The 15,492-nt window shown below is 67.5% G+C and carries 15 protein-coding genes and 1 tRNA gene; 2 read left to right on the forward strand and 14 right to left on the reverse strand.

Translation table 11 applies throughout. From position 1 onward, the window contains the following. From QRN21_RS15975 to QRN21_RS15995, 5 genes are all read right to left on the reverse strand, one after another. On the reverse strand, window positions 1-1,047 hold the full coding sequence (locus QRN21_RS15975) for a family 43 glycosylhydrolase (protein WP_285365188.1): 1,047 nt from the start codon (window positions 1,045-1,047) through the stop codon (window positions 1-3). Further along, window positions 1,044-3,668 (reverse strand): family 78 glycoside hydrolase catalytic domain, encoded by a 2,625-nt coding sequence (locus tag QRN21_RS15980; RefSeq protein ID WP_285365190.1) that lies wholly within the window; start codon window positions 3,666-3,668, stop codon window positions 1,044-1,046. Before QRN21_RS15980 ends, QRN21_RS15975 begins: the two co-directional genes overlap by 4 nt. A gap of 1 nt (window position 3,669) precedes the next feature. Continuing rightward, window positions 3,670-4,575, reverse strand: a complete 906-nt coding sequence (locus QRN21_RS15985; protein ID WP_230101259.1) for a carbohydrate ABC transporter permease — start codon at window positions 4,573-4,575, stop codon at window positions 3,670-3,672. A 4-nt stretch (window positions 4,576-4,579) separates the two neighbouring features. Continuing rightward, entirely contained in the window at window positions 4,580-5,464 is an 885-nt protein-coding gene (locus tag QRN21_RS15990) for a carbohydrate ABC transporter permease (protein WP_053098799.1), read from the reverse strand. A gap of 63 nt (window positions 5,465-5,527) precedes the next feature. After that, window positions 5,528-6,853, reverse strand: coding sequence for an ABC transporter substrate-binding protein (locus QRN21_RS15995; protein ID WP_285365195.1), 1,326 nt, complete (start codon window positions 6,851-6,853; stop codon window positions 5,528-5,530). Window positions 6,854-7,021: 168 nt separating this feature from the next. Between QRN21_RS15995 and QRN21_RS16000 the strand changes: the two genes are divergently transcribed. After that, window positions 7,022-8,068: a LacI family DNA-binding transcriptional regulator gene (locus QRN21_RS16000; protein ID WP_285365198.1), complete on the forward strand. Its 1,047-nt coding sequence runs from the start codon at window positions 7,022-7,024 to the stop codon at window positions 8,066-8,068. A 218-nt stretch (window positions 8,069-8,286) separates the two neighbouring features. On the opposite strand, the gene QRN21_RS16005 is transcribed toward QRN21_RS16000, so the two are convergent. Further along, a tRNA-Arg gene (locus QRN21_RS16005) sits at window positions 8,287-8,359 on the reverse strand. A gap of 66 nt (window positions 8,360-8,425) precedes the next feature. After that, window positions 8,426-9,007, reverse strand: coding sequence for an asparagine synthase (locus QRN21_RS16010; RefSeq protein ID WP_072590748.1), 582 nt, complete (start codon window positions 9,005-9,007; stop codon window positions 8,426-8,428). A 128-nt stretch (window positions 9,008-9,135) separates the two neighbouring features. On the opposite strand from QRN21_RS16010, the gene QRN21_RS16015 reads away from it, so the two are divergent. Further along, window positions 9,136-9,975, forward strand: a complete 840-nt coding sequence (locus QRN21_RS16015; protein ID WP_285365202.1) for an SDR family NAD(P)-dependent oxidoreductase — start codon at window positions 9,136-9,138, stop codon at window positions 9,973-9,975. Between the two features lies 1 nt (window position 9,976). Here the strand turns inward: QRN21_RS16015 and QRN21_RS16020 are convergent, their stop codons facing one another. The 7 genes from QRN21_RS16020 to QRN21_RS16050 all read right to left on the reverse strand — a co-directional run bounded on the left by QRN21_RS16020 (window position 9,977) and on the right by QRN21_RS16050 (window position 15,467). Beyond that, complete coding sequence (locus tag QRN21_RS16020; RefSeq protein ID WP_285365204.1) at window positions 9,977-10,840, reverse strand: hypothetical protein; 864 nt, start codon at window positions 10,838-10,840, stop codon at window positions 9,977-9,979. A 10-nt stretch (window positions 10,841-10,850) separates the two neighbouring features. Then, a complete protein-coding gene (locus tag QRN21_RS16025; RefSeq protein WP_072590746.1) occupies window positions 10,851-11,096 on the reverse strand; it encodes a hypothetical protein in 246 nt (81 codons plus the stop codon). Between the two features lie 151 nt (window positions 11,097-11,247). Then, entirely contained in the window at window positions 11,248-11,898 is a 651-nt protein-coding gene (locus QRN21_RS16030; protein WP_053098794.1) for a GntR family transcriptional regulator, read from the reverse strand. A gap of 138 nt (window positions 11,899-12,036) precedes the next feature. Beyond that, window positions 12,037-12,678: an NADPH-dependent F420 reductase gene (locus tag QRN21_RS16035; protein ID WP_285365206.1), complete on the reverse strand. Its 642-nt coding sequence runs from the start codon at window positions 12,676-12,678 to the stop codon at window positions 12,037-12,039. A 56-nt stretch (window positions 12,679-12,734) separates the two neighbouring features. After that, window positions 12,735-13,682 carry a GNAT family N-acetyltransferase gene (locus QRN21_RS16040; protein WP_198032376.1) on the reverse strand — a complete coding sequence of 316 codons (948 nt, stop codon included), beginning with the start codon at window positions 13,680-13,682 and terminating at the stop codon, window positions 12,735-12,737. Window positions 13,683-13,713: 31 nt separating this feature from the next. Further along, window positions 13,714-14,148 (reverse strand): Fe-S cluster assembly sulfur transfer protein SufU, encoded by a 435-nt coding sequence (sufU, locus tag QRN21_RS16045; RefSeq protein ID WP_056276906.1) that lies wholly within the window; start codon window positions 14,146-14,148, stop codon window positions 13,714-13,716. After that, window positions 14,145-15,467, reverse strand: a complete 1,323-nt coding sequence (locus tag QRN21_RS16050) for a cysteine desulfurase (RefSeq protein ID WP_285365209.1) — start codon at window positions 15,465-15,467, stop codon at window positions 14,145-14,147. Before QRN21_RS16050 ends, sufU begins: the two co-directional genes overlap by 4 nt. Between the last annotated feature and the right edge of the window lie 25 nt (window positions 15,468-15,492).

The following is a 15,492-nucleotide window of genomic DNA, read 5'->3' on the forward strand; positions in this document are numbered from 1 at the left end:
TCAGGCGTCTTCGTACTCGTCGGGAGACCACTCGTCGCGCCAGTCGATGATCGGCCGGTCGCCCTCGAATCGGATCGGCAGCCAGACGTAGTCGGCGATCGAGGTGTCGACGTAGGCGAATTCCTCCATCGGCTCGTCGCCGTCCTTCCCCGGTGCGAAATGCTCGATGAACGCCTGTCGCGCGCGGTCGCCGTGCTCGAGATACCGCGGCAGCCACCGATCGGCGACGGCGATATAGAGGTCCTTCTTTCCTGGATGCCGGAACACCGATGAGATCTGGGAGTGGTACGAGGTGCGCGACTCGTCGCCCGGATGCAGGTCGCCGAGCACCTCGAACGGACCGTGATAGCTGCGCGCCACCGCCGACTCGGACGGGTTCGGGTAGTACCCGGTGGTGCCGGAGGTCAGCAGGTAGTGCAGTCCGCCGCGCTGGAAGTGCGCCGGAGCCTCGCGCACGTACGGCGGCTGCGGCTGCGGGAAGTGGGTCGAGTAGTACCCGGTGACATCGGTGTAGTCGCTGGTGAGGTCGGCGCAGATCATCTCGGAATGCACCCGTTCGAAGTAGTAGTACCCCTTGCCGTCGTGCGGATCGACGACCAGATCGAAATCCCCGGCGCTCATGTCGAGCGGACGCAGCCAGGTGCGCTGGATCTCGTACGGACCGAGGATGCTGTCACTGGTGAGCACCGTCGAGCGCTGCACCGATCCCTTCGTCATGACCTTGACCCAGCACACGTACGTGCGGGTCTCGGCGTTGAAGATGATGTGCGGTCGGTCGAGCCCCTGAGTCGGATGCAGCGGTGAGGACTCGTCGTCCTCGTCCGGCGGGATGATGACACCCCGGTCGTCCCAGTTCACGAGGTCGATCGACGAGTAGCACCGCACTCCCCAGTGCCAGATCCCGCTCCCCGGCGTCGAGAACTCCTTGTTCTCGCCGTACCAGTAGTGCACGCCGTCGACGGTGATGACGGATCCGCCGTGGGCGTGGATGCACTCGCCTTTCGTGTCGAGCCACACCTGCCCCGGCCGGATGTGCTGCTGAGTCATGCTGCTCCCTCGGTCTCGAGAACGGGCTCCGGTCTGCGCCAGCCGAAGAACGGCCGTTCGGGGTCGTCCTCCACGGCGCGGAACGTCGTGGTGAACGAGTGGCGCCCGGGGCCGACGGGGATCTCCTCCGCGGATCCCGGAAGAACGAGCACGCCGACGGATGCCGCGGGCACCTCGACGTCGATGGACAGGCGCTCGCCGTCACGCCGCCACGCGATCGACGCCGTGCCGCGAACGCTGTCGTACCGCGCACTCGCGTGCTCGAGACGACCGCCCGGCTGCGGCTCGAAGCGGATCCTCTCCCACCCGGGCGCATCCGCCGCGAGCCCCGCGACCACCCGGTGCAGGAAGTCGGCGACGGCTCCGAGCGCGTAGTGGTTGAACGACGTCATGTCGCCGGGGTTGATGGATCCGTCCGGCAGCATGCTGTCCCAGCGCTCCCAGATCGTCGTCGCGCCCATGCTGACCGGATACAGCCAAGACGGCAGCTCGTCCTGCAGCAGCAGGTGATAGGCGTAGTCCATGCTTCCCGCGCGCACCAGCGCATCGCAGATGATCGGGGTGCCGACGAAACCGGTCGAGATGTGGAAGCCGCCCGCTCCGACGAGCTCCTGCAGCCGGGAGCCGGCCCGCCGCACCTGCTCCTCGTTCTCGAAGAGCTCGAACACCAGCGCGACGGCGATCGACGTCGGAGTGTCGCTGACCACGCGGCCGCTGTCGCTGAGGAACTCATCCTGGAAGGCCCGGGACGCTCGTTCGGCGACACCGCGATAGTGCGCGGCATCCGCCTCCTCGCCGAGCAGAGCAGCAGCGTCGGCCACGATGCGCGCCGTGCGCACGTGATAGGCCGTCGCGACCAGGTACTTGTCGGTGTGGGACTTGCCGGGGTCCTCCGGTGGTGCGGTCGGGTCGAGCCAGTCGCCCAGCTGGAAGCCGGTGTTCCAGAGTCCTGTGTGATCGGTGAGCTCGTCGACCAGGTCGACCCAGGCGCGCATGCTCGGGTACTGGTCGGAGAGGATCCGGATGTCGCCGTCGTTGCGGTACATCTCCCACGGCACGATCACGGCCGCATCGCCCCACGCGGCCGTCGGGAAGTTCGGGAAGCCGCACTCGACCCACGGTACGAAGTTGGGTACGTGCCCCTGATCAGCCTGCTCGACAGCGAGGTCGCGCAGCCATCCGGTGAGAGTGCCGTGGGCCGCGAACAGGCGCAGCGCGGTGGGCGCGAACACCTGGATGTCGCCGGTCCACCCCACGCGCTCGTCACGCTGCGGGCAGTCGGTCGGCAGATCGACGAAGTTGTCGCGCATGCTCCACACGACGTTCGAGTGCAGCCTGTCGAGCCCGTCGTTCGACGACTCGAACCAGCCCGTGCGCTGCATGCCGGTGTGGATCACCACCGCCTCGACGTCTCCGTCGCGGAGCTCGCCCGGCCAGTTCTCGAGCTCGGCGTACTGGAAGCCGTGGATCGTGAAGCGAGGGGTGTAGATCTCCTCACCCGAACCCGCGGCGGTGTAGCTGTCGACCGATGTCGCCGCCCGGAGCGGACGGATGCCGAGTTCGCCGTTCTCGATGACCTCCGCGTGGTGGAGCGTCACGGTGTGACCGGCATCCGCTCGCACCCGGATACGGAGCACCCCCGAGATGTTCTGACCGAAGTCGAGACGGATGCGGCCGCCCGGCTGACGCTCGACCGAGACCGGGCGCAGCGTCTCGGTCTCCTGCACCGGCAGAGCGGTCGGCGGTTCGATCGCCGCCGGGAAATCGGTTCGGGGCAACATGGCCGCCGGACTCCAGCTGGAGGCGTCGAATCCCGGCGCGGACCAGCCGTCCTCCGTCAACCGCGCATCGAAGCTCTCGCCCTCATACAACCCGACCGCGGTGATCGGCGACGGCGCCGTGAGCCACTCGAGGGCCACCTGTCGAGTGACACCGTCCGCCGTGGTGACCTCGAGCTGCGCGAGCAGCGCGACATCCGATCCGTAGATGTCCCACACGCCCCCGTCGAACCCGATGTGGCCGCGGTACCAGCCGTCGGCGAGCCATGCGCCGATCACGTTCTCTCCGACGCGAAGCGCCGCGGTGACGTCGTGCGTCTGATAGCGCAGACGGTGGCCGTAGCTCGTCCACCCCGGTGCGAGCACGTCGTCCCCGATGCGCTCGCCGTTGACCTCGAGCTCGTACACGCCGTGCGCCGTGGAGTGGATCCGGGCCCGCACGATGTCGCCGGGCAGTGCCCCCTCGGCGATGGCAGCCCGCAGCAGATACGCGGGCCGCGGTGCCGTGCGGTCGGCCACGACCGAGGGCGAGGCGAAGTCGACCTGCCAGTCGTCACCGAGCCCGGACTCGATCCGCACCGGTTCGCTCCAGGGGCCGGAATCGAGGGCGCGGATGCGCAGGTCTCCCCCGGCGCGTGGCGCGAGAGGCGCGAACGGCCAGGCGACGCGCTGCGTCGACGTCGTGCGCTCGGCGCGCACCGTTCCGTCGTCGGCGACGAACTCCAGTTCGAAGGCGTCTGCCGCAGCATCCGCCACGAAGGAGATCCGCGGTTCGGCTTCGCCGATGCCGAGGGTCTTGCCTCCGCGCCTGTTCTCCAGCCAGATCTCGATGATGTTCGTCATGTCAGCCCTTCACCGATCCGGCAGTCAGGCCCTTCATGACCTGCTGGTTGAGGAACACGTAGATGAGCAGCGTCCCGAGCACGTTGACCGAGATCGCGGCGAAGGTCGGCCCGTACTGCACCGCTCCGTACTCTCCGGTGAAGTTGAGCAGTCCGACCTGGATCGTGCGCAGGTCGCTGCTGTTGGTGAACGTCAGGGCGATGAGCAGGTCGTTCCAGAGGAAGAAGAACTGCACGAGACCGATCGTGAACAGGGCGTTCTTGACCAGCGGGAGGCCGATCGAGAAGAACGAACGGAAGATGGATGCGCCGTCGAGTGTCGACGCCTCGAAGATCTCCCGAGGCACCGAGCGGAAGAAGGTCGCCATCATGAACACGGTCAACGGCATCCCCAGCGCCACGTAGGTGATGATGAGCGGCCACAGCGTGCCGGTCATGTTCGTGCGGAAGTAGATCGTGAACAGCGGCAGCAGGATCATCTGCGCAGGCACCATGATGCCCGCGAGGAAGAGCAGCAGCACCGTGCCGCGCCCCTTCCAGACCATGACCTCGAGCGCGAAGCCGGCTGCGGTGCCGAAGACCAGGATGATCGCCAGCGACGGGAACACTGCGACGACGCTGTTGAGGATGTACTTGCCGAACTCGCCGGTGGTGAACACCTCGATGTAGTTGACGATGTCCCACGACTGCGGCAGAGCCCAGAACGGCTCGTTGAGGAACTCGTTCTGCGTCTTGAACGACCCGAGCAGCATCCACAGGATCGGATAGACCTCGACGATGAGCAGCACGGCGATGAGCAGCCGGATCGGCAGCCGTCGGAAGAAGTCTCTGGCGCCTCGACGGTTCGGATCGACGTCGCGGCGGGTGGGCAGCGGGGTGCCCGTGACGATGGCGGTTGTCGCACTCACTGGTTCAGTCCTTCGTCAGATCGCGGCGGGTGGAGCGGAAGATGAAGACCGTGAACAGCAGGCACAGGATCGTCAGCATGAGGGCGATCGTGCTCCCGTACCCGTAGTCGCCGTAGGCGAACGAGGTGCGGAACATGTACAGGGTCAGCGGCGTGGTCGCGTTGCCGGGTCCGCCGTTGGTCAGCGCCACGACCGTGTCGAAGACCTTCAGCGTGCCGTTGATGCTGAAGATGATCGATGACAGCAGCACGGGCAGCGACAGCGGCAGGACGATCGTGCGGATGAGCTTCCAGCCGGATGCCCCGTCGATGCGCGCCGATTCGATGAGCTCGTCAGGGATGTCGACGAGTCCGGCGTACAACAGCACGGCATAGAAGCCCATCGACCGCCAGAGGTCCATCGCGATGATCACCCAGAAGGAGGCGTCGGGGGTGCCGAACCAGTCGAGGTTCTGCCCTCCGAGGATCCCGAGGAACGAGTTCACCGGTCCGACGGTCGGCGCGGCCTCGAACAGTCGCTGGAACAGCAGCGCGACCGCCACCGTGGGGAGCACCACGGGGAAGAACACGATCGTGCGGATGATCCCCGATCCCTTGCGCAGCCAGAAGACGTACATCAGAGAGAGCAGATAGCCCACGATCACCTGCAGGGCGGTGAGGATGAGCGCGTACTTCAGGGTGAAGAAGATCGCGTCCCAGGCGGCCGGGTCCTGGAAGAACTTGGTGAAATTGTCGAACCCGTTGAAGGTGAAGCCCGTGATGGGGTTGCCGTCCTGCACCGTGTAGAACAGCGACCACACGATCGGGACGAGCATGACGAGGGAGTAGACGAGCAGCGCGGGTCCGAGCAGGACGAAGATGGCGCGCTTGTCACCGAGGACTTTGTGCATGGTGGATCTCCTGATGCGACGAGGACGGTCTCGGGGCGGGCGGATGCCCGCCCCGAGAGTGGGTCAGCCTTCGTCGTTGGCGGCCTGGACGAGCGTCATGAACTCTTCGCCGGAGAGGCTGCCGTTGGCGAGACCTGCACCGTTGTTCTGGCTGATGCCGGTCGCCTTCGGGGTGAAGAGCGCCTCGAACCAGAGCACGCTCGACGGAGCGTTCGCGATCTCGTCCTGCACGGTCTGCGTCGTCGAGGGCAGATCGGCGGGAGGGTTGTCGACCACGAAGCCCGAGATGACACCGCTCTCGTTCAGCGCCGTGTCGCCGTAGCCCTCAGCGATGCACTTCAGCCACGCGGCCGCTTCATCGTCGTAGTTCTTCTCGGCGAACATCACGGGGATGCCGACGTTGGCCGGGATCTGGTCGATGCTGCCCTCGCCGCCCTCGACTGCGGGGAAGCGCGCGAAGCCGACGTTGTCGACCCCGATCTGGTTCTGCTCCTCGTCGTTGAAGTTCGCCAGCGCCCAGCTGCCCATGTAGTAGAAGGCGGCTTTCCCGCTGAGGAACAGGTTCATCGAGGCGTTGTAGTCGATCGAGCCGACGGCGTCACCGAAGTATCCGGCCTTGCCGAGCTCAGCGACCGCGTCTGCGGCGGCGACGTACTCGGGGTCCGTCAGCTTCGCATCGCCGTCCGCGACCTTCTGGAGTGCGTCGGGGCCGAGCGTGCGGAAGATGTAGTCGCCGACGAGGCGGGTGACGGGCCAGCCGTCCTTGCCCGCGGTGGCGAACGGCTGGACGCCGGCGTCCTTGAGCGTGGCTGCGGCATCGACGAGGTCGTCCCACGTCTCGGGCACCTCGATGTCGTTCTTCTCGAGAAGCTCCTTGTTGTACCAGAACCCCTCGATGTTGAATTCGGTCGGCAGCGCGTACAGGGCACCGTCACCATAGAGCGCCTTGACCGTCGATTCAGCCGCGGGCAGCAGCCGGTCGGAGACGCCCAGGTCGTCGAGTGCCTGGGAGAGGTCGAGAACCTTGCCGCCGTCGATGAACTCCGACATGAGCGCGGGGGTGCCGGCAGCCATCTGCATGTCCGACAGACCGTCCTGACTCGCGAGCAGCTGGAGCTGCTGGTCCCACTGCGTGCCCGAGATGTCATCGGACGTCAGCGGCGCCGCGTCGGCCGCAGCCTTGCACTGGTCGCCGGCGAGGGTCTCGAGCGTGCTGATGATCGTGGTGTTCTCGGTCTGGCCGAGATAGGTGAATTCGCCGGAACCGGCGCCGGACTCGGAGCCCGATCCTCCGGAGCCGCCGGAGCAGGCGGAGAGCGCGAGAGCGCCGACGCCGATGAGCGCGATTGCGGGGGCCAGGCGACGGGCGCGCCTCATTGCTGTGGTCACTGTTCCTCCTTGAAGAGCGACGCCTCTTTTGAAGCGCTTCATTCACACCATGCCATAGAAAAAAAGGCATTGTCAAGAGAGTTACGCATCACAAATGAAGCGCTTCACGAATAGTGATGCTCTAGAGTTGAAGGGCCAGGTCATGGCGACGATGCCGAGGAGGATGACGTGACCGACACTCCCCCGCCCGGGCGCTCGAAGCCCAGCATGGCGGACGTCGCCGCTCACGCGGGAGTCGCCCTCGGCACTGTGTCCAACACCCTCAACAATCCCGAGAAGGTGCGAGAGGCGACCCGTCGCAAGGTGCTGTCATCCATCGCCGAGCTCGGATTCGTCCGCAATGATGCTGCGCGCTCTCTCGCCGCGGGAAACAGCACCTCGGTCGGCCTGGTGCTGGCCGACCTCGGCAACTCCTTCTTCGTCGACATCGCGCGCGGCGCCGAGAGAGCGCTGCGGCGCCACAAGATGGACGTGCTGATCGTCAACTCGGACGTCGACCCCGATCGCGAGGTGCACAACCTCGAGCTGCTCGACCGTTCGCGCGTGGCCGGCATCATCCTCGCCCCTCTCGACACGGCGCTCGCGAAGTCGCCGCACCCCGAGAACCGCACCACTCCGACCGTGCTGGTGAACTTCGAGTCCCCGTCTCTCGCGTACCCGGGGGTCACCGTCGACGAGCGCCACGGCGGGGCGCTCGCCGCATCGCACCTGATCGCGCTCGGGCGCCGACGAGTTCTCTTCGTAGGCGGTCCGCGTTTCCTCACGGCCGTCAACCAGCGCTGGGAGGGCGCCGAGCAGGCGACCGCCGCGCACCCCGACGCGCGCATCGAGATCCTCGAGACGCGAGGCGTGAACATCAGGCACGGACGGGATGCCGGACGGCAGATCCTCGCCCGCGGTGCGGGCGCCTACGACGCGATCGTCGCGGCATCCGATCTCGTGGCCATCGGCCTCATCCAGATCCTCAACGAGGTGCCGGGATTCTCGGTTCCGAACGACATCGCCATCACCGGCTACGACAACAACCACTTCGCGTCCGAGAGTGCGATCCCGATCAGCACGGTGAGTCAGCCGGGCGAGGAGATGGGCGCCGTCGCAGCAGATCTCCTGCTGGAGCGCATCGCCGACCCCGGTGCGGCGGCGCGCAGCGTCACCCTCGAGCCGCGCCTGCTCCCCCGCACGTCCACCCTCGGCGAGATGTGGCGCAGGGACTGACCTGCAGTCATGTCACCGCTCGCTCGCTGCGACGGAGATCACCCGTGCCGAAGGTCTGAAACTCGCATCCGCTCCTTCGCAGCGTGAGTTCTCCTTCGCTGGACGGGCCTTCGCTGGACGGGCGTGAGGGCCGAAAAGTGGAGCCGAAGATGGAGACCGCATGGATGCCGGACAACGCAAAACCCCCGCCGCTTGCGCGACGGGGGTTTCAGCTGATGTGCGCCCGAAGGGACTCGAACCCCTAACCTTCTGATCCGTAGTCAGATGCTCTATCCATTGAGCTACGGGCGCTCCTGGACCGCTCAGCGGGCCGTAGAACAGCCTACAACAGACGAGACGCGAAAGCGAAACGAGCGCTCACTCGTCACTGTCGGGCGTGTTCTGCTTGTTCTTCCGCTTCGCTTTCGCACGCTGCAGAGACGACAGCGCCTGCAGGTCGACGAGTCGCAGCGCCTGCATCCGCGCCTCGCGCATCCGGTCGTAATCGGGGTCCTGATCGGGTCGCATGCCCTCCACGCGCAGCCGACGATCGAGGTTGTGCCGCACGTCAGCCCAGGCTCCTTCGCGCGCCTCTTCGACGATGACCCGCAGGGCGGCCTCGTCCTCCATCATGTCGCGCAGCTTGGTCGCGACCCCGTGCGACTGCTTGGCCCTCCGACGCAGGTTGCGCACGTCGCGGTCCCGGTAGTCATGGGTTCCCGAGGGGTCGGAATGGCGACCGCGAGCGCGTTTGCGCAGCTCGGTCAGGTTGCGCTCGACCTCTTCGGACTCCTCGGCCATCGCCCGCAGCGCTTCCCGCGCATCGGCGACGTACTTGTCCGTGTCGAAGACGCCGTTCTCGGCGATCGTGCCGATGAGGATGTGATTCTTCACGGCGAGGCGCGCCGCAGCGGTCGCGATCGCAACGCCTTCGGCGATGGCATCCGCTGTTCGTCCCACCCCTACCTCCTCCCTTCGAGCGTACCGGTATCGCTCGGGGATGCAGTGGGCCAGAATGGATCGGAATCGGGTCTCTCCGACCCACTCCACGACCGGCTGCTCTCCCGATCGCCGCCAGGAGGGATGCGATGAAGCGTCTCACGCTCACCGGAAGCACGACGGTCATCACGGGCGCTGCGAGCGGGATGGGTGCCGACATCGCCCGGCTGCTCGCTCGCCGACGCGTGCATCTGGCGCTCATCGACCACAACGCCGACGGCCTCGCAGCCATCGCCGCCGAGCTCACGGGCGCCATCGTCACCACCCATGTGGTCGATCTCCGCGACGACGACGCCGTCTTCGCCACGGCCGCGGAGATCACCGCGGCGCACCCCAGGGTGAATGCTCTGATCACGTGCGCGGGCTCGTCGATGCTCGGCGACCTCGACCAGCTGACCATGGAGGAGATGCGCTGGCTGACGGATGTGAACCTCTGGGGCACGGTGTCGATCACGAAGGCGCTGCTCCCTGCCCTGCGCGCGGCGCCGGCCGCCCACATCACTCACCTCGCCAGCGTCTACGCGCTGGCAGCCCCCGCGGGACGCATCCCCTACTCCCTGAGCAAGTTCGCGGTGCGCGGGTTCTCCGAGGCCCTGCGCCACGAACTCGACGGCACCTCGGTGACGGTGGGAGCGGTGTATCCCGCCGGCGTGCGCACGGGCATCATCCTGCACGGACGGTATGCCGCGGCGATCGAGCCGGCCGTCGCCGCGCGAGCCGCGGCCGCCCAGGCGGCGATGTACCACACGGAGCCCGCGGATGCCGCGGCGCTGATCGTGCGCGCGACCGAACGTCGCCGCGCCCGCACGATGGTCGGACGGGAGGCGCGACTGATCGATGTACTCACCCGCGTCGCCCCGTCGAGCTACTGGCGGGTCATGCGGCGTCCCCTGCGCGAGGCCATCGACACGACGACGCCGATCGCCTGAGTCAGCCGACTGCGCCGACCCAGATCCCGGACGCCCACGCCTGCTGGTCGGCGTCGCACCCGACAGATCCCGGATATCCGCGAACCACCGCCATGCAGTTCGCAAGGAACTCGGCGTCTCCTCCGAACGCGGAGTAGTAGGCATCTGACGACGTCAGGGCGCCCCACACCCGGAATTGGTAGATGTGCGCCAGCTCATGCGCCATCGCCCAGTTCAGTCGGTCGGCACTCCAGTCGACGATGTCGGCGCGGTACTTGATGAAGCCGCCGCTGTTCGCGCACGCCGGCGCGGTCCCTCCCGCACAGGAAGCCGATTCGTAGAGCCCGACTGCCCCGCCGCCGACCTGGTCGAGAGCGGCACGCACGCGCGCGTACCCGTCCGGACCGCTCGATGCCCACGCGGGGCCCGAGGGAGCGGCGTACTGCGCCGTCTCCCAGTTGCCGATGTCCTGACCCACCTTGTCGATGAGGGCATGCACGGTGGCTGTGGCGGCGACCACGGTCGCCGGGTTCTTGCGCTCGTCGAGCACGGACTGCTGGGCCGACTGCGCGGAGGCCCTGTGTGCCGAGGTGTCGACCTTGCCGGCTGCTCCCTCGATCGCCGCAGTCAGCGCCGCGATCTCGTCGACGAACGCGGGCCGCACCTCGAGGACTGCGGCACGCGCTGCGGTGTCCTTCTCGGCGATCGCGATCGATCCGTCGAGGTGGTCCGTGCGCATCTCCGCCGTACGGATCGACTGCGCCAGCGACTGCAGCTCGGCGATCGCCTCTGCCCTGTCCTCGTCCAGGGCCGCGGCGCGACCGACGACGCCCGCAGTCAGCATCACTGCTGCGACGATCGTGACGGAGAGGAACCGCCGGATCACAGAGTTCGCCTCATGGCAGGAACCCGGAGGTGTCGGTGAGCAGCGTCTCCTGTTCGGCGATGGTGGTGCGCAGTGCCGTCAGCTGCTCGGCGAGACGGAGGTTCACCTCGCGCGCGAGCTCGAGCCGCTCTTCCGCCTGGACGACAGCCGCCCTCGCCTCGGCGAGGGCATCCACACGCTGCTGATCCGCGACAGCGATGAGCACCGTTCCGCCGAGGAGCAGCAGTCCCCCCGCGACGACGGCGACGCCTCTCATATCGCTCCCCAGGACACGACTCTCCGGAACCATTCCGTATGGCCAATATATCCCCGCGGGAGACCGCTCTCCAGGCCGGTCGGTGGTCGGCCGCGCGGCGCGGTCGTGCGCTGCGTTCGCGCGGCACGCCGGGCCGGGCCGATCAGATCGACTATGCCTGGTCGCTGAGGCGTCGCTCGGCGGCTTCCTGCCCGCTGGCCAGATGGCGCGGGACCATCACGCGCAGGGCGTCCGTGTCACGTGCGGCGACCGCTTCGAGGATCAGCCGATGCTCCTCGGCCATCGCGAGCAGATCGTCGTGCTGCCCGAAGAGCCAGCGCAGCCGTGTGACGAACACCGCGATGAGCTCGCCCAGCATCTCGTTGCCGGCGAGCTCGGCCGAGATCTCGTGGAACTCGCCCGCAGCGATCCGCGCTGCCTCGATCTCGCCCGCGGATGCTGCGGCGAATTCGCGCTCATAGGCCGCCCGAAGCCGCGCGATCCCCTCGTCGGTGTGACGTTCGGCGGCGAAGACGAAGATCAGGGTCTCGATCGCCTCGCGGACCTCCCCGAAATCCCGGATGTCCCGATGCGTGAACTCCCGCACGACTGCCCAGGTCCGCGGGCGTGCGACGACCACTCCCTCGCCGACGAGAGTGCGGATGGCCTCGCGCACCGGAAGCCGCGAGACGTTGAGCTCGGCCGCGATATCTCGTTCGACCAGCCGGGAACCGGGGGCGCGCCGACCGAGCACGATGTCATCGCGAAGAACGCGCGTCACCCGCACCGACTCGAGTTCGCCGGTAGTCCCCACCCCCGCCATGACCGAATTGTCTCACTCGGAGAACCGCCCGACAAGTTTGGTATCCCAACGCGGCGCATATGTTACGGGTGCTTCATCGGGGGCGGACAGAGAAAAGGGGAGCGAATGCCTCGGCATCCGCTCCCCTCGTCCGTGTCGTCAGGGCAGACGGTTGGCGATCGCGAGGTTCGCCGTCAGCTCGTCGGCGTTCTGGCGCACGACGTATGCCGGGCGATCCCGCTCGACCCTCCAGGACTCGCTGAGGGGTCCGACGTTGACCGTGTCGAAGCCGGCCTCGTCGTAGAAGCGGGTGACGAAGGCGACGGCCTCGGCGTCATCGCCCGCTGTGGCGAGGGCGCGTCGATCGGGTGTGCCCGCGGGCGATCCGTCGGTCGTGATGTCGGCCGCGAGGATGTGGTTGAACGCCTTGGCGATGCGCGACGTCGGCAGCTGCGCCTGCAGAAGCTCCGATGTGGTGGTCTCGCCGCGGTCGAGGGCCTCGATGTGCCCATCGCGCTCGAAGTAGTAGTTGTTCGTGTCGAGCACGATCTTGCCCGCGAGCTGCTCGACCGGCAGCTCGTCGATCTTGCCCAGGGGGACGGTGACGACCACGGCGTCTCCGGCCGCAGCCGCATCCACCGCGGTTGCGGCAGTCGCTCGATCGCCGAGTTCTGCGACGAGATCCGAGAGCGTCTCCGGTCCACGGGAGTTCGCGATCACCACGTCGTAACCGTTCGCCACGGCGACCCGTGCGATCTGGCTGCCGATGTGTCCTGCACCGATGATTCCGAGAGTAGTCATGTGGGGCCCAACGCCCGTCCCGCGCCGCTATTCCCGCGCGACCCCGCGTGTCGCGATCACACCGTGAGCAGGAAGCGCTCCTCGACCCGCCGATAGCCGAGGCTCTCGTAGAGACGGATCGCGGAGGCGTTGAAACCGAAGACATGCAGCCCGATCGAGTCGGCACCGAGTCGTGCGGCCTCGCGCTCGGCCGCGAGCATGAGATCACGACCATAGCCCTTGCGGCGCTGGTCCTCGGCGATCTCGATGTCGAGGATGAACCCGTGCGGGCGCCCTCCTCGCCGACGGACGCCGATCCACAGTACCCCGACCTCGATGCCGTCCACATGGGCGGTGAACAGCTCCTGCCCCTCCGAATCGATGCCGTCCGGCAGCTCGAGCTCCATCTGCCGGTGCGACTCGACGACGGCATCCTCCGCCGAATACCGACCGGATGCCACCAGGTCTTCCGCGAAGGCCGCCTCGGACGCGGCAGCGAAGCTCGCGAAGCGCTCCGGGGTCATCGGCGCCACGACGAACGCGCCGTCTGACGGCTGTGCCGCCCGAGACGGCAGCGGTTCGAGAAGCATCTGGATCGACGCGACCTCGAATCCCCGCCCCTCGACGAAACCGCGACCAGCGGTGTCGGACGAATGCAGGGCGACACTCAGACGACCGACCTGCTGCCTCCGCGCGAGCGTCGTCAGCTCGTCGAGGAGGCCGTCGAGCTGTCGGCCACTCGGCTCGGTCGCGAACGCGAGATCGACGATGAACAGCACGCCGTTGTTCGCGGCGAGCCAGACGGTGCCGATCCGGGCGTCGCCGTCATCGATCGTGAGGATGAGCGAGGTCTCGGTGTCGTGCCCTGCGGGGAGCAGCTCGTCGAGCACGGCGTCGACGTGCGAGACGGCATCGTCGCCGACGTGCATCCCGGACTCCTGCCGCAGCGACACGAGTCGTGCTCTCGTGGCCTCGCGCCAGTCGTCGAAGGCGTCTGCGGTGAGAGGAGTCAGTTCAAGAGGCATGGTTCCATCCTGCACCGCATCGCCTCGGTGCTCAGGACTTGTGGAGTGCATCCTCCGCAGCGACCCAGGCGAGCATGGCGCACTTCACCCGTGCCACGTATCGCGAGACGCCCCCGAGAGCAGCGGCATCGCCGAGCAGCTCTTCATCCGGTTCGATCTTGCCGCGCGAACGCATCGCCTCGCGGAACGCGGCGATGCGGATCTCGAGCTCGTCGACCGTGAGCCCCTCGGCGAGCTCGGCGAGCAGCGACGCGGATGCCTGCGAGATGGCGCATCCGTGTCCTTCCCACGCGATCGCCTCGATGCCGCCGTCGGCGCCGCGGTGCACTTGCAGAGTCACCTCGTCACCGCAGGTCGGGTTCACCTGGTGCGACTGCGCGGCGATCTCACCCCGGAGCCCGAACCCGTGCGGGGTGCGGGAGTGATCGAGGATGAGCTCTTGATACAGGTTCTGCAGGTCGCTCATGCGCCCCTCCGGAAGAAGTCGATCGCACCCTGGACGCCGTCGATCACGGCGTCGATCTCGTCATCGGTCGTGTACAGGTACGTGCTGGCCCTCGTCGATGAGGTGACGCCGAGGCGACGATGCAGCGGCTGTGCGCAGTGGTGTCCGACACGCACCGCGATGCCGCGATCATCGAGGAACTGCCCGACATCGTGCGAGTGGATGCCCTCGACGTCGAAGCTCGCGAGGCCCACACGCGGCAGATCGATGCCGGCACCGAGCACGCGCACCCCATCGATGGCCGTGAGCCCCTCGACGAGTCGCGCGCCGAATGCAGCCTCGTGCGCCGCGATGCGCGGCATCCCCACCGCCGTCAGATAGTCGATCGCCGCGGCGAGCGCGACCGCCTGGGACACCCGCTGGGTGCCGGCTTCGAACCGTTGCGGCGGCGGCAGGTACGCCGCCTCCGTCGTGGTGACGGTGGTGATCATCGATCCACCCGTCAGGAACGGCGGCATGGCCTCGAGCAGCTCGCGCCGCCCGTAGAGCGCGCCGATTCCCGTCGGCCCGAGCATCTTGTGACCGGACACCACGGCGAAGTCGACGTCGAGTGCGCGGACATCCAGCGGCAGATGGGGTGCCGACTGGCAGGCGTCGAGCACGACGAGCGCGCCGACGGCGCGCGCACGCGCCACAAGATGCTCGACCGGATTGATGACGCCGAGCACGTTCGACACATGCGTGACGGCGATGAGCTTCGTGCGGTCGGTGATGAGATCTGCGGCGGCGTCGAGCCGGAGGGCACCGTCGTCGTCGAGCGGGATGACCCGCAGGGTCGCTCCTGTGCGGGCCGCGAGCTCCTGCCACGGGATGAGGTTGGCGTGATGCTCCATCTCGGTCGTGACGATCTCGTCGCCCTCGCGCAGACGCAGGCGCTCGGCTGCCGCTCCCCCGCGGCCGAGCGAGGCGTTAGAGATCGAATACGCGATGAGGTTGAGCGCCTCGGTGGCGTTCGACGTCCACACGATCTCGCCCTCGTCGGCACCCACGAACCGCGCGACGGCGGCCCGAGCGTCCTCGAACACCTCGGTGGCCTCGGCCGCGAGAGTGTGCGCACCACGGTGAACGGCCGCGTTGAGGGTGGTGGCGAACTCGCGTTCGGCGTCGAGCACGGCGAGCGGACGCTGCGACGTCGCACCCGAATCCAGATACACGAGCGGGTGCCCGTTGACCTCGGAGCGCAGGATCGGGAAGTCCTCGCGGAGTCGCCTCACCTCGACATCGGTCAGCGGGCCGCCCCCGGTCGGGGCGATCACGTCGGATTCGCGGGAGATGCTCATCCTTCTAGCTTCTCATCTGGCGCAC

Origin of the sequence: Microbacterium sp. LMC-P-041 (genome assembly GCF_030209555.1) — a bacterium.
GTDB lineage: Bacteria > Actinomycetota > Actinomycetes > Actinomycetales > Microbacteriaceae > Microbacterium.

Excerpts from the sequence above, each read along its gene's own strand:
- QRN21_RS15975 (WP_285365188.1), bottom strand. The coding sequence starts at position 1,047 with ATGACTCAGCAGCACATCCGGCCGGGGCAGGTGTGGCTCGACACGAAA.
- QRN21_RS15980 (WP_285365190.1), bottom strand. The coding sequence starts at position 3,668 with ATGACGAACATCATCGAGATCTGGCTGGAGAACAGGCGCGGAGGCAAG.
- QRN21_RS15990 (WP_053098799.1), bottom strand. The coding sequence starts at position 5,464 with ATGCACAAAGTCCTCGGTGACAAGCGCGCCATCTTCGTCCTGCTCGGA.
- QRN21_RS16015 (WP_285365202.1), top strand. The coding sequence starts at position 9,136 with ATGAAGCGTCTCACGCTCACCGGAAGCACGACGGTCATCACGGGCGCT.
- QRN21_RS16025 (WP_072590746.1), bottom strand. The coding sequence starts at position 11,096 with ATGAGAGGCGTCGCCGTCGTCGCGGGGGGACTGCTGCTCCTCGGCGGA.
- QRN21_RS16030 (WP_053098794.1), bottom strand. The coding sequence starts at position 11,898 with ATGGCGGGGGTGGGGACTACCGGCGAACTCGAGTCGGTGCGGGTGACG.
- QRN21_RS16035 (WP_285365206.1), bottom strand. The coding sequence starts at position 12,678 with ATGACTACTCTCGGAATCATCGGTGCAGGACACATCGGCAGCCAGATC.
- QRN21_RS16040 (WP_198032376.1), bottom strand. The coding sequence starts at position 13,682 with ATGCCTCTTGAACTGACTCCTCTCACCGCAGACGCCTTCGACGACTGG.
- sufU (WP_056276906.1), bottom strand. The coding sequence starts at position 14,148 with ATGAGCGACCTGCAGAACCTGTATCAAGAGCTCATCCTCGATCACTCC.
- QRN21_RS16050 (WP_285365209.1), bottom strand. The coding sequence starts at position 15,467 with ATGAGCATCTCCCGCGAATCCGACGTGATCGCCCCGACCGGGGGCGGC.